Raw genomic sequence first — 16,804 nt, forward strand, 5'->3', positions numbered from 1 at the left:
AAAGGAAAATATATTAACGACCTTCCAACAAAAAGCGTTCAGCACGCTCTACACGGCGTGGTTTGCCTCGAACAATTAAAATGTCTTGCGCGAGTAATACAGTATCAAGATTAGGAAAACTGATTTCTTTTCCATTCCGTCGCAATCCAGTTACATCAACTCTTCGCTTACTTAAATTAAGTTCACCGAGTGATTGACCTTTTGCAAAGGCATCTTCGGTAATAGCAATCGCATGTAAAAACTCTAGATGATCAGAAGAATCTGGCGATAAAGGGGTACTATCTCCAGGAAAATAACCATGAAGTAAGCCATAACGGTTGCGCCGCTCTGCTTGTACTCGCCTTAAAATGCGCCTTACTGGTACGCCTGTTAAAAAGAGTACATGCGACACTAGCATTAAACTGGCCTCTAATTTTTCGGGAACGACTTCGGTAACACCTTGTGCTTTTAGCTCAGCTAAATGCCGGTCATCCCGCATGCGAATGAGTATTTTGACTTCTGGTGCCAGTTTTTTGATTGAATCGACTATTGCTAGAGCGCTATCTTTATCTGAGATAGTAATAATCACTAACCGGCTATTAGCAATATTTGCCCCTCTTAATACTTCTTTTTGCTTTGCTTGACCAAAATAGATATTTTCCCCTGCGGCTTGAGCTTCTTTCACACGAATTGTATCGCTGTCAATCGCAACAAATGGAATTGCTTCCGTTTTTAAAAAGCGCGCAATAATTTGCCCTACACGACCATAACCGCAAATCACCACATGTTGGCTTAAACCTTCAAATCGTGAATCACTGCTATCAATAGTCGCTTGATTATTTTTAAGATGATTTGGCGCGAGTGCACTTAACATTTTTCGTGCAAGCATACCGCCATTATCAACTAGGTAAGGTGTAATTGCCATGCTTAATACACCAATTGATAATAACAAAGATGCATTCGCTGAGTTCAGCAGTGAAAACTTAAGCGCCAATGAAATAAGTACGAAACTAAATTCTCCCATTTGGCAAAGCATTAGTGCTGTAGCCAACGCATTTTCATGGCTCTCACCCATTACCTTTGTGACGCAATAAGTAACGATAACTTTCAATGTCAATAAACCGACTAAGCCGAATGCAACCCATTGTGAATTTGCTAGTACAAATGTCATATCGAGCTGCATACCAATGGTGATAAAAAAAAGGCCCATTAAGATGTCGCGAAATGGGCGAATATCTGCCTCAAGCTGGTGACGATACTCGCTTTCACCCAGCATCATTCCCGCTAGAAATGCACCAAGCGCCATCGATAAACCAAAAGCTGAAGTCAATGCAGCAGCTATCAGTGCCACTAATAAAGTCGTCAAGACAAAAAGCTCGTCACTGCGAGTTTGTGCTATTTCACTGAATATCTTTGGTAATACCCACTTGCCTACTGCCATCAATAACGCAACAACAATTCCTCCTTTAGCAAGAGCAGTTAGAATTGTTAACCCCAAAGATTGCTCTAAGCCACCCGCTAAAAGCGGTAACGCAATAAGCAGTGGCACAACGGCGATATCTTGGAACAACAACACACCAATGGCCAACTGGCCTTGACGCGAGCGTAACAGTGGGGAGCCACTTACTTGCTTAACGACTATAGCAGTGGATGACAGAGCCACTAAACTCCCTATACTAAAAGCAGCAACCATTGAAATGCCAGCAAGCAATAGCAATAACATCGCTATTAATGTGGTGAGCACCACTTGCATTACACCAACACCGAATACAATATGCCGCATTGCCAGTAAACGTGGAATTGAAAACTCAAGCCCTAAACTAAACAACAAAAATACAATCCCTAGCTCAGCAATAAAATGGATCTGTTCACTCTGTTCCAGCCAAAAAAATCCGTCTTTACCAGCAAGAATTCCCACCGCTAAATACGCTAAAATAGGGGGTAAATTCAGCCTTTTAAAGAGCCAAATCAAAACCACAGCGGCAATTAAAATATAAAAGTAAACACCAAATGTATGCTGCAAAAAACCACCTCGGTATAAATCAATACAAACGCGTCGAAAAAATGACTACGCATATAATGAACACTCTTGTGTTACCAATTAAATATAGCAAGTGTTTGTTTTTCTGCCAGATAGTAATAATGGCTTAGATTTTGCTTTAATCGTTTGTACTTAATATTTTCAGTAGTATGAGGGGTCTTTAATTGGAAAACGTACATGTATTAACGCGTCAACCTGACAATAGCGGCGATTATTTGCCGTATGGGCAACTGTATTCTGATAATAATGAAGTTAGTCATACTCATGCATTGGTTGCGCAACTTCAAAAAACGCTGGAACTCAACAAATTAATCAATATGTTTTCGGCAGAAGCATCACGTCTTGTGCAATTTGCAGGCCTGCAATTTCATAGCACAGAGGGGGTTATTGAAATGGCCGGTAGTATACGTGAAGGTAAAAACTATGCATTTGATCTAGTAGTTGATGGCGAACGCCTTGGTCAATTAATATATTTTTCACAAAACCTGACACATTTCGCAAAACAAAAGCTAGCGAAATTACATTCGGTGCTTGTATACCCTCTACGCAATGCACTAATGTTTTCTCGTGTAAAAAAGTTAGCAACAAAAGATGCATTAACAACCTTAAACAATCGCAGTATGTTTGATGATAGTCTTTATCGCAAACTTGAACGCAGCCGTCGCCACCACCGAAGTTTTGGTTTGATGCTATTAGATTTAGATAATTTCAAACAGGTCAATGATAGTCATGGTCATCAAGTAGGTGATCAGGTACTCATCGATTTTGCAAATATTCTGACAGAAAGTGTTCGTGGTACTGATACAGTGTATCGATTTGGAGGCGATGAATTCGCGATTTTGATAGACGATGACAACTTTGAAGTAAGCCATATTTTAGCAACACGGATTAAAAAACGTGTTCACGAGCATCAGTTACTTAATTACCACTCGGTAACAACCAGTATTGGCTTTTCACTTAGCAATGCTAATGATACACCTTGTAGTATTTTTGAACGAGCAGATAAGGCACTGTATACTGCTAAAAGAGATGGCCGTGACTGTTATAGAACTAATTAACACTTAAAAGGAAGCTTAGCTTCCTTTTTTTAATCGATAAACCGTTAAGATAAAACAAAGTCCAACAAAGAAAGCCCCAAGCACATTCGCTATTTCAAAAAAGCTTGTTAGTGGCGTAACAATAATACACACCAAAGGGCACAATACTGCCAGTACAAAGAATTTACCGCCTTTACCGAGCCAATATGCTAAAAAAAACAATGCGGTAACAGCACCAAAAACGGCGCCATAAGTCACTACTGTTAAATTAAGCGACAGCACAAGGCTAATTGCCAATACAACTGCAAACACGATTAATCCAATATGTGCCTGCCCAATTAAAGAAAACCCGACAGCTTGACTAGTTTTCATTTTGCTCCTCTTCAAACCAAAGTACGCCATTTTGTGCATATGCGTGTTTATCAACACCAAGACCAATTACTTGCACAAGTTTATCATTATAAAAAACCCCAGCAACATAAGAGCGCTGCCAAGGCGGTACCTTTTCTTCTTTAAGCCAGGTATTTACAGACTTAGTGCAGTTACGCTTTTTCAAAGTAAACTGTTCGCTGCCAATATTAAATCGTAAGCTGACGTTCTCATGCTCATGCGGTAAACGAATACCATGGTGTGATTGTGTTCGTTTAAATTTACGCCCTGCCGTGTCAATTTCATCTAGAGTAATGTTGATCACATCTTTTGCGGCGCATGCTTCAGGAAAAACCACATAAAGCGCTGATTGATAGCGACAAACAAAAAAATCGCCGCAATGTATTTGCACTTGAGCATCTGCTTTTGCATTTAATCCCTGCTCCACAATTTGGTTTAATACTTTTTGAGAAGGTAATTGAAGGTGCTGATTTTTAAGCCAAAAGCGAATGAGGTTTTCAATGCGAGTGCGCGAAAAAGAGCACAGGTTTTCAAGGCTAATTTTGTTACCTTTAACACACACTTTTGCATCTTCAGCAATATACTCATCCAGTAACTGCTGCTGTGATTGCAGCAATTGCGTTACTCGCAAAATTGTACGATTAAACCCTTGAAAACGCGCATTCAGCAAAGGTAATACCTGATTGCGTAAAAAGTTTCTGTCAAAGCGATCATCGGTATTGGATTCATCGATAATATGAGTCAACGCGTGCTCAGTTACATATTGCTCAATTTCGTTTCGCGTAAAGTCTAATAACGGCCTCACAATGAATAAGCCAGCATCATTAGTGCTTTCGCGTGCCATTGCGCCAAGCCCAAGCAAACCCGCACCGCGTTTTAATCTTATGAAAAACGTTTCTACTTGGTCGTCTATATGTTGCCCCACCAATACACACGAACCTGCCAGCATACTGTGTTTAATGGCTTGGTATCTTGCATCACGAGCTATGGCTTCAAGGCTCTGCCTAGGGCTAAGATTAAGTGACACTTCTGATGCGACAAATGGGATTTGCCAACGTTGGCAAAGTGTTTCACAGAAAATTTGCCAATCTGAGGCATTATCACTTAAGCCATGGTTAACGTGCACCGCTTTAAGCTCTATGTCACCTAATTCATCACGAAAACGTTTGGCAAGATGGAGCAATACCACCGAATCCATTCCGCCAGAGAGCGCAACAGTGAATTTGGTATACTTTTTTGCAAGTAGGTAGTGTTTAAACGTTTGGTAAATATCTTTCATAAACAAAAAAAGCCGCAAAATGCGGCTTTTTCCTTAATCTTGAGGTTAACAGTAACCAAAAGACATTAAACGCTCATAGCGCTGCTCTAACATTTCATCTAATGATAAAGCTTTCAGTTCGCTTAAGTCACGCTTAATTTGCGCTTTAAGCGATTTAGCCATGGCATCGTAGTTACGATGTGCACCACCTAGAGGCTCATCAACAATCGAGTTGATTAAGTCTAAGCTCTTAACGCGATCAGCACTTACGCCCATCGCTTCTGCAGCTAGTGGCGCTTTTTCTGCACTCTTCCAAAGAATAGAAGCACAACCTTCAGGTGAAATTACTGAATATGTGCTGTACTGAAGCATATTAACACGGTCACCCACACCAATCGCCAGTGCACCACCAGAACCACCTTCACCAATTACCGTACAGATCACAGGTACTTTAAGACCTGCCATCACTTTTAGGTTTTTCGCAATCGCTTCACTTTGGCCTCGCTCTTCTGCGCCAACACCTGGGTATGCTCCTGGTGTATCAATAAACGTGATGATTGGCATATTAAAGCGCTCTGCCATTTCCATTAAGCGCAATGCTTTACGGTAACCCTCTGGCTTTGGCATACCAAAGTTACGTTTGATTTTTTCAGCCGTATCACGCCCTTTTTGCTGACCGATAACCATTACTGGTTCGCCATCAAAACGAGCAATACCACCTACGATTGCCGGGTCGTTAGCAAATGCACGGTCGCCCGCTAACTCATCGAACTCAGTAAAAATACGTTCGATATAATCTTTGGTATACGGACGTAATGGGTGACGCGCAAGCTGAGACACTTGCCACGGGCCTAGATTTGAGAAAATTTTGTTTGTCAGTTCCACGCTCTTTTCTTTAAGACGTGAAACTTCTTCTTCTAGACTCAGATCCAGTTCACCACCGCGACCTACATTTTTAAGTTCTTCAATTTTTGCTTCCAACTCTGCGATTGGAAGTTCAAAATCAAGATAATTGAGACTCATGCTCTAAACTACCTAATTAAATTCTAGTTCAATATTCTGTGCTACTAAGCGTGAGAGATTAGCAAGTAACTCGTCACTGGGAGTAACACACCACTGTGTTCCTAATGAAAGCTCAGTTGTTGCATCTGGGCGTTCATATTGAATTCTTATCGGGCAAGTACCAAATTTGTACGGGGTGATGGCATGCTCTAAACGAGACAAGAAGTTATCATTCACTTCCTGCATTTTCACCGTCATTTTTATGTTTTTAACCCGTTTTTCGCGAACAGATTCGATACTCGCAACTTCGCGAGCGGTCATTGTAATACCACCCGAGAAGTTATCAAAGCTGACCACACCAGATATCACCAAGATATTGTTCATTTGCAGCAGATCTTGGTAAGTTTCGAACTGTTCAGGAAATAAACGAATATCAATTCGAGCACTTTTATCATCTAATGTGAGTAAGCCCCAACGCTTTCCTTTTTTATTAATTAAGGTACGCGCATTAATTACAAGGCCTGCCGCTGTTGACGTTACATCACGGTCAGTTGGTTGTAAATCAACAAGTCGCCCTGAAACGTAGTTTTTGAGCTCACTACGATACTGATTAATTGGATGGCCTGTTAAATAAAGGCCAAGTGTTTCACGCTCACCCTCTAGCCATTCGTTATCAGTAAACTTTGGCGCTTGTACAAACGCGGCAGCAACTTCTTCAGGCTCAGTTGCTAATAAACCAAATAAATCACTTTGACCAAGTGCTTCGGCTTTGTTGTGTTGATCAGCTGATTTAAGCGCATCAGGTAAACTAGCTATGAGAACAGAACGCGCACTTTGCGTTTGCTCTGGCCCTAATTTATCCATTGCACCGGCCATAATTAGCTTTTCAATTACGCGTTTATTTAAACGTTTAATATCAACACGCGCACAAAAATCGAATAAATCTTTAAATGGACCACCCGCTTCGCGAGCTTCTAAAATCGCTTCTACAGGGCCTTCGCCTACGCCTTTAATTGCACCGATACCGTAGACAATTTCACCTTGCTGATTAACTGTAAATTTATACAAGCCCGAGTTTACATCAGGCGGTAGCAATGTGAGTTTCATATTCTCACATTCATCAACTAAGGTCACAATCTTATCGGTGTTATCCATATCAGCCGACATTACTGCCGCCATAAACTCTGCAGGATAATGGGTTTTCATCCACAGAGTTTGATAGGATACCAGAGCGTATGCTGCCGAGTGTGACTTGTTAAAGCCGTAACCTGCGAATTTTTCAACCAAGTCGAAGATCTTCATCGCAAGTTCGCCATCTACACCATTTTGCTTTGCGCCATCTTCAAACGTTGAACGCTGCTTGGCCATTTCTTCCGGCTTTTTCTTACCCATTGCACGACGAAGTAAGTCAGCGCCACCGAGGCTATAGCCTGCCAGTACCTGAGCAATCTGCATTACCTGTTCTTGGTAAAGAATAATACCGTAGGTTGGTTCCAAAATTGGCTGTAGGCTTTCGTGCTGATACTGCGCATCTGGATAAGACACTTCTTCACGCCCGTGCTTACGGTCGATAAAATTATCAACCATGCCCGATTGCAAAGGGCCTGGGCGGAAAAGTGCAACCAGTGCGATCATATCCTCAAAGCAGTCAGGCTTTAAGCGACGGATCAGATCTTTCATACCACGAGATTCGAGCTGAAATACTGCGGTTGTTTCGGCGCGCAGTAATAATTCAAAACTCGGTGGATCATCAAGCGGAATAGCGGCGATATCGATATGTTCTTTTTGCTCACGCGTTAAGCGCTCATTGGCCATATCGATAGCCCATTGTAAGATGGTTAAGGTACGTAAGCCTAAGAAGTCAAACTTAACAAGACCAGCTGTTTCTACATCGTTTTTATCAAATTGCGTAACCGGGAATTTACCCTCATCATCACAATATAGTGCAGCAAAATCTGTAATGGTTGTCGGTGAAATAACAACACCACCGGCGTGTTTACCAGCATTACGTGTACAGCCTTCTAAAATACGGCACATATCGATAAGCTCTTTCACTTCATCATCTGTGTCGTAGGCCTCTGGCAAGCGCGGTTCAACATCAAACGCTTTTGCCAAAGTCATGCCCGGATCGCCCGGTACTAATTTTGAAATACGGTCAACAAAACCATAAGGGTGACCAAGCACACGGCCTACATCACGTATTACCGCTTTAGCCGCCATCGTACCAAATGTAATGATCTGTGATACCGCGTCACGACCATAGAGCTTAGCAACGTGATCAATTACTTCATCGCGGCGATCCATACAAAAATCGACGTCGAAATCGGGCATCGATACACGTTCTGGGTTCAAGAAACGTTCGAAAAGCAAGTCAAATTGTAAGGGATCTAAATCGGTGATTTTAAGTGCATAGGCCACTAATGAACCGGCACCCGAGCCACGTCCTGGACCAACCGGAATAATGTTATCCTTACTCCACTGGATGAATTCCATTACGATCAAGAAGTAACCGGGAAAACCCATCTGGTTAATTACATCAAGTTCGATTTTTAAGCGGTCATCATATTCGACACGTTTGACTTTGCGATCTTGTTCATCGGGGAATAAGAATTGTAAACGCTCTTCCAGACCGTCTTCCGATACTTTTACTAAGAAGTCTTCAATCGACAGTGAGCCCGTTGGGTAATCCGGTAAGAAGTAGGTGCCTAATTGAATGGTTACATTACAGCGTTTGGCAATCTCAACCGAGTTTTCAAGCGCTTCCGGAATATCCGAAAACAACTCACACATTTGCGCTTCAGTTTTTAGATATTGCTGCTCTGAAAAACGTTTAGGACGACGTTTATCATCTAAGGTGTAACCATCATGAATTGCCACACGAATTTCATGTGCTTCAAAGTCTTCCTTATTAAGAAAGACGACTTCATTGGTGGCAACAACCGGCAAACCTGAGTAATGGGCATAAGCCACAGCACTATGCAGATAATCTTCTTCTTGTTCGCGTTCGGTGCGAATTAGCTCAATATAAAAATGATCTTTAAAATGTTCTAAATAGAAGTTACCAATAGACTTTGTAAGGTCGTTATTGCCTTTTAATAAGGCTTTACCTAAATCACCATCTTTCGCACCTGAGAGTAAAATTAACCCTTCTTTATGTTCAATAAGCCAATCTCTATCAACCATTGGACGCTGCATTATATGACCACGCTTAAACGCTTTAGAAATTAACAGGGTTAAATTTTTGTAGCCCTGATTATCTTTGGCAAGCACCACAAGACGACAAGGTTCATCGGGAAACTCTGGACTGTGTAACCACAAATCAGCGCCAACGATAGGTTTGATACCAGCACCATGCGCAGCACCGTAGAAGCGCACTAAACCGCACAAATTCATTTGATCAGTAATGGCAAATGCAGGCATTTTTTGCTCTGCAATTTTACCGACGATAGGCTTGGTTTTTGCCAAGCCGTCCACCATTGAATAATCACTGTGAACACGTAAGTGTATAAATTTAGGGTCTTGCATTATCTGCCTAACTTGATTGACCAAGTATTGATTAGCAATTATTGGTCTGTTCTATTATTGTTTTCACGGGCTTAAAGCTTTGTCTATGATGCGGTGTAACACCATGAAGTGCAAGTGCTTCTAAATGTGCTTTTGTTGGATAACCTTTATGACCTGCAAAGCCAAATTGTGGGTACTCTACATCAAGTGCTTTCATTTCATTATCGCGAGTCACTTTCGCTAAAATGGATGCTGCACTGATTTCAGCAACTAAACTATCGCCTTTAACAACAGCTTGTGCAGGTACATTGATATCTGGCAAGCGATTACCATCAATAAACACAAACTCTGCCGGGATTGATAAGCCTTCGACTGCACGCTTCATGGCAAGCATAGTGGCATGTAGAATATTAAGTTCGTCAATTTCTGGCACAGTGGCTCTAGCAATATTAAAACACAGCGCTTTTTCGATAATTTCATCATAAAGCGCTAAACGTTTTTTTTCTGTCAGCTTTTTAGAATCTGCAAGCCCAGCTATTGGCTTGTTTGGGTCTAGAATTACTGCTGCTGTCACCACATCGCCAACCAGTGGACCACGGCCTACTTCATCTACACCGGCAACTAACTGTGTATTAGGGCGAATAATCTCAGTCATTTTTTTTCTCTATCACGTTACTTACAGCAAGTGCTGCTTGTTTACTTGCGTCGAGCCTTAATGCTTTATGCATCTCCATAAAGGTCTCTGTCAATCTGGTTTGGTCATCTTCTAGCAATGGCAATAATGTGGTCGCAAGGTTTTCAGGGGTGAGATCATTTTGTAAAAGCTCTGGTACCAACTGCTTGCCCGCAAGTAAATTCGGTAATGAAAAATGTTCGATATTAAATTTAAATAAACGTGTCACTAAGTGATATGTCAGGGCTTTTAGCTTATAGCCAACCACCATTGGACGCTTTAAAAGCATACATTCAAGCGCAGCCGTACCCGACGCTAATAATACCGCATCAGCGGCGGTCATCACTTCGCGTGACTGGCCATCAATAAGAGTGAATACATCTTCAGCTTGGTATTGCCTTGCAACAGCTAAGAACTCTTCTTTTCTTTTTTCATTAACTAGTGGCACTAGCACCTTTAATTCGGGGAGCTGTTTTTTCAGTAATAATACAGCTTTAATGTATGGTTCGCTCAGTAAAGTCACCTCTGAACCACGGCTACCTGGCAGTACCGCTAATACTTTATCACTTGCCGATAAATTAAAAAGTGTTCTGCTTGCTGTTTTATTATCTTCAAGTGGTAATTCATCAGCCAAGGTATGGCCAACAAATTCACACGGAATAGCGTGTTTATCGTAAAACGCTTTTTCAAATGGCAGCAGTGCAAGCACTAAGTTAGTCGCTTCAGCCACTTTAAAAACTCGTTTCTCACGCCACGCCCAGACCGATGGACTGACATAATGCACGGTTTTAATGCCCGCCGCTTTCAGTGGCTTTTCAACACGTAAATTAAAGTCTGGCGCATCTATACCAATAAAGATATCGGGCGGATTATCAATAAAGTGTTGAACGATTTGCTTTTTAATACTCAGTAAGCGAAATAGCTTAGGCAGTACTTCAAATACGCCCATCACCGCCAACTCTTCCATTTGGAAATGGGTTATAAAGCCTTCAGCCAACATGCGTGGGCCACCAATACCTTCAAATGAGGCATTTGGGTAGTGTTCTTTTAGCGCTTTTATTAATCCTGCACCTAAAATATCGCCGGAGTGTTCCCCGGCGATTAGTGCAATTCGTAATGGCTTATCCGATATCATTATCGGATAAGTCCACGACTAGATGATTTAGCGAAATCGATCATGGTTTGCACGGCTTTAAACTGCTCTGCTTCTTTTTCCATTTCAGCAAGGGCAACATCTAGCTTATTACCTTTTCGGTAAAGCTGCTTATAAGCACGGCGTAATGCCATAATTTCGTCTGACTCGAAACCGCGACGTTTTAGGCCCTCGGTGTTGATTGCTACAGGGCGTGCTGGGGTACCTATGGTAGTTACAAAAGGTGGCACATCTTGGTTTACACCAGAGTACATACCCACAAACGCATGTGAGCCAATATGGCAGAATTGGTGAATACCCGAATTACCAGCTAAAATCACCCAGTCACCTACATGAACATGGCCTGCTGCACTAGCATTATTTGCGAAAATACAGTTGTTGCCAATAAGACAATCGTGCGCAACGTGCGTATAAGCCATAAATAAGTTATTTGAGCCAATTTTGGTGATCCCTTCATCTTGAATCGTACCACGGTGAATCGTGGCACATTCGCGGATCACGTTATTATCACCAATAATCAGCTTAGTTGGTTCATCCTTGTACTTTTTGTCTTGGCACGCTTCACCCACAGAAGCGAATTGGAAAATATGGTTACCAGTGCCAATCACGGAAGGCCCTTTGATTACAACATGCGATTCGATGATACAATCATCACCAATCACTACATCGTTGCCAATATAGCTGTAAGGACCAACTTTTACGTTGTTGCCAAGTTGAGCTCCAGGCTCAATAATTGCAGTAGGATGGATCACGTATTATAACTCTCTTCTTGCACACATTAACTCAGCTGAACATACAACTTTACCGTCAACTTTCGCTTCACCGTAAAATTTCCACATATTGCGACGCTCTTTTAAGAACTCAACATGTAAGTGCATCGTATCACCTGGTAATACAGGCTGTTTAAAGCGCGCATTATCAATGGCTGCAAATAAATATAGTTCATTATCCCCACGGTTTTCGGTTGTTTTAAAACCGAGTAAACCTGTTGCTTGCGCTAATGCTTCTAAAATCATTACGCCAGGGAAAATAGGTTGCCCAGGGAAGTGGCCTGTAAAAATTGGCTCATTTGCTGTGACATTTTTGATCGCGTGAAGCGTTTTTCCCGGTTCAAAGTCAACTACTTTATCAACCAATAGCATTGGGTAACGATGCGGTAATAGCTTTAGGATTTCTTGAATATCAAAGCTGTTTAATTGTTCTGCCAAAATCTTTTTCCTTAACCTAACTAATCTCTTCGCGCGAGCATTTATACTGCGCGATAATTTAGTACATGACGAAGGTTATTCGCCACGCTCCGGCAGTGATTTCTCAACCGCCTTTAATCGCTTACTGATTGCCGATAGTTGACGTAGCTGGGCCATATTGCGTCGCCAGTCTTTATTCTCGCTATGCGGCACGCCTGAGGAGTAAACACCAGGCTTATCAATGCTACTAATCACCATTGACATACCCGTTAATACAACACCATCGACAAGTTCAATATGTCCTGCTATACCTGACAAGCCACCGATTTGACAATATTTACCTATCGTTGTGCTACCTGCAACCACAGAACATCCGGCAATTGCAGTACCTTCTTTGATTACAACGTTGTGGGCAATTTGTACCTGATTATCAATAATCACATTACGTTCGATAATGGTATCATCGATTGCGCCACGGTCGATTGTAGTGCTTGCACCTATTTCAACCTGATCACCAATGATTACCGAACCTAATTGCGGTATTTTCACCCATTGACCTTGTTCGTTTGCGTAACCAAAGCCATCTGCTCCGATTACCGTATTGGCGTGTACCAAGCAAGATTCGCCAATCTCAACTTGGTGATAAATCGTTACATTAGCCCAAATCTTTGTATTAGCGCCTATTTTAGCACCCTTACCAATAAAGCTACCAGCACCAATTGAGCAGCCTTCGGCAATTTCTACATCGGCTTCAATCACCGCATTGGCACCAATTGACACGTTATTGCCAATTTTTGCTGAAGCATCTACTACTGCCGTCTCATGAATATCGCTTGCTGGAGCGGGGGTTGAATCCATAACTTGCGCCAATAAGGCATAAGCCAAATAGGGATTTGCAACAATGATTCTATTACCCGAAAAATGTTCAGCATCTTTCGCTGACAAAATGACAGCACCAGCATTGGTGGATGCCAATTGTGTACGGTATTTTTTATTGGCAAGAAAACTAATTTCATCGCCTTTGGCATTTTCTAGGGTTGCTATACGAGAAATGCTGAGCAAATCATCACCGACCAGCTCAGCATTTAAAATCTCAGCAATTTGCTGTAATTTCATAAATTTTATTAGTTAGCCTTTGCTACACGCTCTGCCACTTTATCAGTGATATTATCCACTTTTTTCTCGTTAACATAAAGGCTTGCTGCAGCAGGTTTAACTTCGTCATATTTACCTGCTTTAGCCTCTGCTTCAATGGCTTGGAAAATAATAGACTCAAGTTTTTTGGTCTCTTGAGCTTGGCGCATTTGCATTTCTTGTTGTAAAGGCTGCCCTTTCTCTTGCAATGCTTTTTGAAGCTCCTGAATTTTCTTCTGATGAGCCTCTTTTTGTGTTTTGCTCATCGTAGCGTTCTCGCGCTGGTATTTTTCAACTTCAAAACGAATATCGCCTTGTAATTTTTCGAGCTCTTGTCTGCGCTCACGAAACTCTGATTCTAACGTTGCTTTAATCGTTGCCGCTTGAGGCGCACTAGAAAAAACTTGCTGTACATTTACAATCGCAACCTTGTGAGCAAAAGAGCTTGCTGAAGCACCCATTAGAAAAGTGGCTAACAAAGTCATGGCGGTTGTTTTAATCATTTTATTCACGAATTTATTCCTTTTAGAATGTGTTACTTATATTGAAGCTGATGCTTTTAGTGTCATCATCTTCTTCTTTCTTAAGTGGATAGGCAAAACTGATTACCATAGGGCCCATTGGCGAAATCCACTGGATAGATAAACCTGTAGATGAGCGGAAACGACTTGCATCCGAATAATCTTCAAGTAAAGCTTGTTGATCTGGCGTTAGGTTTGCGTAACGATTTACATCAAATTCAGTATCCCATACGTTCGCCGCATCAACAAATAAACTGGTACGAACTGAACTACTGTTCTCATCATCTAAGAACGGAGTTGGAACAATCATCTCAAGGCCTGCAACGGCTTTAACATTACCACCGATACGTCCTTGAGGGATGATTGTATCAAATTTTGGATCACTACCAATCTGACCTTGTGAACCATCTCCGCCAGGGGTACCAGGTAGCCATGTTGGTTGGACAATAATTGCACGAGGTAAAATAGTGTTTCGCTCAAAACCACGCAGATCCATTTCTGAGATTCTAAAGAATTCTTGTACTGGTAGAATTTGGTCATAACCATTGGTATTACCGTAACCATTACCATAACCAAGCGCTGCTTTGGCAGAGAATGCCCACTTATGATTGGTACTTAATGGCCAATAAAAACGTGAATCATAATTTACCTTAAAGTAATTTAGATCTGAATTTGGTGTCGTTGCTTTAAGCGTTAAGCTTTGTTTTGAACCCGCTGTTGGGAACATACCACGGTTAAGGGTTACACGTGACCAACCAGCACTTAACTCAAGTTTTAAAAATTCAAAACCTGCATCTGGGTTCTCAGGATCTAAGAAAGTCTCACGCATAATACGTGTTTGTTCATACTCTGATAACTCAGATAAGTATTCTTTTGAAATTGTTGCACCAAAGTTTAAACGGTTATTGGCATTAATCGGAATACCTAGGCTTGAGCCAACGCCATATTTTTTACTTTTATAGTCGATAAGGCTGTACTTACTTGCATCAAAATTCTGGAAGAAAATTGAGTTACCTAAACTAATACCGTCTTTTGTAAAATATGGGTCCGTATGCGATAAGCTCACGTTCTGTGAACCTGTTGCCGTACTGATATTAAATGCAACTTGGTCACCAGTACCTAAGAAGTTAGATTCACTGATACCAATATTAAACTGCAGCTTGTTATATGAACCGTATGCAAGACCCGCATTAAAGCTGCCCGCTGATTGCTCTTTTACAGTGAAATCAACATCAACTTGGTCATCTTTACCAGGTACAGGTGAAACTTCAAAATCAACGTTTTCCATATACATTAAACGTTGAATTTGTAACTTAGAACGTTCAAGCGTACTGTTAGAAAGCCATGCACCTTCAAGTTGTGTTACTTCACGACGAATGACTTCATCAGAAGTAATTTCATTACCACCAATGTTAATACGGCGGACATAAATGCGTTTACCAGGGTCAACCGATAACGTTAGTTTTACTTCTTTGTTCTTTTCGTCAATATCTGGAATGGTTCGCACTTCGGCGTTGGCATAACCAAAACGTGCTAAATAATTTTTAATAAACTCTTCTGACGCAGTCACCACTGAGCCATTGTATAATTTACCCGTTTTAAGAGGAATAACCGCGCGAATAAGCTCTTCACGACCAAGTAAATCACCCATGAAATCAAATTCTTTAACAGTAAACTGCTCACCTTCGGTTACGTTTACCGTCACATATACAGATTCTTTATCTGGACTTACTGATACTTGGGTAGAATCAATATTAAATTTAAGGTAACCACGGTCAAGGTAATAACTACGAACTTTCTCTAAATCGCCTTGAACCGTTTGCTTTTGGTACCTGTCATTTGACATAAACATATACCAAGGCAAATCCTGACGTGATTCAGCAAGTGCTAATAATTCTTCATCAGAAAATAACTCATTTCCAACAATGTTGATTTGACGAATAGAAGCAGCATCGCCCTCTTTAAATTCAAGTTTCAGTTTTACCCGATTACGCGGTAAACGTGTTACTGAAACATCAATGGCAGCATTATACTTACCGATGCCGTGGAAAAATTCCACTAAGCCTTTTTCTAAACCATCAACAACAACCATATCGAGCGGCTCTCCTTTGCGGATCCCTTGCTGCTCCAAGCTGTCATTTAATTGTTCATCTTTAATATCTTTATTGCCTTCAAATTCGATAACACTGATTGTTGGCCTTTCTGTTACTTGAAAGATAACGGTGTCACCATCACGAACCACTTTAATGTTGTCAAAGTGACCCGAACCATAGAGAGCTTTAATCGTTTTTGAAATTGTGTAACTGTCGAGGTTATCACCAATGTTAATAGGAATGTGCGTTAATGCAGCACCGAGTGCAACACGTTGCAATCCTTCAACTCTTAAATCTTCTACAATAAAGGAGTCTTGTTGGCCGAGAGCTGTAAAGCTTGCTCCCAATAAACTTATTACAGCCAATTGTTTTCTTATAGCCATGTTATTATTTGATTTCCTTTATAACCGCGTAAAATCGTTAAACAGCGCAAGGCAAGTTAACAATATAAGGATTAGCGCGCCAATCCTAAAACCTAATTCTTGTGTCTTTTCAGAGACTGGCTTTTTTCTGATAAGTTCAATGATGTAATACATTAAATGACCGCCATCTAAAATTGGCAACGGTAACAAATTGAAAAAACCAATGCTCACACTAACAAATACTAAGAATTCCAATAATGGCATAAAGCCACTACTGGTACTGGCTCCGGCGCCAATTGCCACTCCTACCGGACCACTTAAGTTAGCAACAGAAACTTGTCCTGTTATCAAATTTACCACTGTTGCAAAACTTACTTTTATTAATTGAATTGTTTTATCAACACCTAAAACAATGGCATCAAAGACACCATATTGTTGTGTCGAAATCATCCACGATGGCCAATTTTCAA

General features: G+C 41.2%; 14 protein-coding genes. 1 reads left to right on the plus strand and 13 read right to left on the minus strand.

What is annotated here, in order from left to right:
* Positions 1 to 13: 13 nt before the first annotated feature.
* Positions 14 to 2,002, minus strand: coding sequence for a cation:proton antiporter (locus ABYD77_RS05700; RefSeq protein WP_372767865.1), 1,989 nt, complete (start codon positions 2,000 to 2,002; stop codon positions 14 to 16).
* Positions 2,003 to 2,184: 182 nt separating this feature from the next.
* Between ABYD77_RS05700 and ABYD77_RS05705 the strand changes: the two genes are divergently transcribed.
* Entirely contained in the window at positions 2,185 to 3,078 is an 894-nt protein-coding gene (locus ABYD77_RS05705; protein WP_372767867.1) for a GGDEF domain-containing protein, read from the plus strand.
* 15 nt (positions 3,079 to 3,093) lie between these two features.
* Here the strand turns inward: ABYD77_RS05705 and ABYD77_RS05710 are convergent, their stop codons facing one another.
* The 12 genes from ABYD77_RS05710 to ABYD77_RS05765 all read right to left on the minus strand — a co-directional run.
* Positions 3,094 to 3,429 (minus strand): hypothetical protein, encoded by a 336-nt coding sequence (locus ABYD77_RS05710; protein ID WP_372767869.1) that lies wholly within the window; start codon positions 3,427 to 3,429, stop codon positions 3,094 to 3,096.
* Complete coding sequence (tilS, locus tag ABYD77_RS05715) at positions 3,419 to 4,726, minus strand: tRNA lysidine(34) synthetase TilS (protein WP_372767871.1); 1,308 nt, start codon at positions 4,724 to 4,726, stop codon at positions 3,419 to 3,421. The genes ABYD77_RS05710 and tilS overlap by 11 nt, the downstream gene beginning before the upstream one ends.
* Positions 4,727 to 4,771: 45 nt before the next feature.
* Positions 4,772 to 5,728 carry an acetyl-CoA carboxylase carboxyl transferase subunit alpha gene (accA, locus tag ABYD77_RS05720; RefSeq protein ID WP_372767873.1) on the minus strand — a complete coding sequence of 319 codons (957 nt, stop codon included), beginning with the start codon at positions 5,726 to 5,728 and terminating at the stop codon, positions 4,772 to 4,774.
* Positions 5,729 to 5,740: 12 nt separating this feature from the next.
* Complete coding sequence (dnaE, locus tag ABYD77_RS05725) at positions 5,741 to 9,232, minus strand: DNA polymerase III subunit alpha (RefSeq protein ID WP_372767875.1); 3,492 nt, start codon at positions 9,230 to 9,232, stop codon at positions 5,741 to 5,743.
* A gap of 31 nt (positions 9,233 to 9,263) precedes the next feature.
* Positions 9,264 to 9,866: a ribonuclease HII gene (gene rnhB, locus ABYD77_RS05730; protein WP_372767877.1), complete on the minus strand. Its 603-nt coding sequence runs from the start codon at positions 9,864 to 9,866 to the stop codon at positions 9,264 to 9,266.
* On the minus strand, positions 9,859 to 11,019 hold the full coding sequence (gene lpxB / locus ABYD77_RS05735; RefSeq protein WP_372767879.1) for a lipid-A-disaccharide synthase: 1,161 nt from the start codon (positions 11,017 to 11,019) through the stop codon (positions 9,859 to 9,861). The genes rnhB and lpxB overlap by 8 nt, the downstream gene beginning before the upstream one ends.
* The gene (gene lpxA / locus ABYD77_RS05740) at positions 11,019 to 11,789 is read right to left on the minus strand and encodes an acyl-ACP--UDP-N-acetylglucosamine O-acyltransferase (RefSeq protein WP_372767881.1); all 771 of its coding nucleotides are present in this window, start codon (positions 11,787 to 11,789) and stop codon (positions 11,019 to 11,021) included. The genes lpxB and lpxA overlap by 1 nt, the downstream gene beginning before the upstream one ends.
* 3 nt (positions 11,790 to 11,792) lie before the next feature.
* On the minus strand, positions 11,793 to 12,245 hold the full coding sequence (gene fabZ, locus ABYD77_RS05745) for a 3-hydroxyacyl-ACP dehydratase FabZ (protein ID WP_038642235.1): 453 nt from the start codon (positions 12,243 to 12,245) through the stop codon (positions 11,793 to 11,795).
* A gap of 75 nt (positions 12,246 to 12,320) precedes the next feature.
* Positions 12,321 to 13,340, minus strand: coding sequence for a UDP-3-O-(3-hydroxymyristoyl)glucosamine N-acyltransferase (lpxD, locus tag ABYD77_RS05750; protein ID WP_372767883.1), 1,020 nt, complete (start codon positions 13,338 to 13,340; stop codon positions 12,321 to 12,323).
* 8 nt (positions 13,341 to 13,348) lie between these two features.
* Positions 13,349 to 13,870: an OmpH family outer membrane protein gene (locus tag ABYD77_RS05755; protein ID WP_372767885.1), complete on the minus strand. Its 522-nt coding sequence runs from the start codon at positions 13,868 to 13,870 to the stop codon at positions 13,349 to 13,351.
* Between the two features lie 13 nt (positions 13,871 to 13,883).
* Complete coding sequence (gene bamA / locus ABYD77_RS05760; RefSeq protein WP_372767887.1) at positions 13,884 to 16,355, minus strand: outer membrane protein assembly factor BamA; 2,472 nt, start codon at positions 16,353 to 16,355, stop codon at positions 13,884 to 13,886.
* Between the two features lie 18 nt (positions 16,356 to 16,373).
* The coding region (locus tag ABYD77_RS05765) for a site-2 protease family protein (protein WP_372767889.1) at positions 16,374 to 16,804 on the minus strand (431 nt) is incomplete at its 5' end.

The organism is Pseudoalteromonas sp. (genome assembly GCF_041629635.1).
Lineage (GTDB): Bacteria > Pseudomonadota > Gammaproteobacteria > Enterobacterales > Alteromonadaceae > Pseudoalteromonas.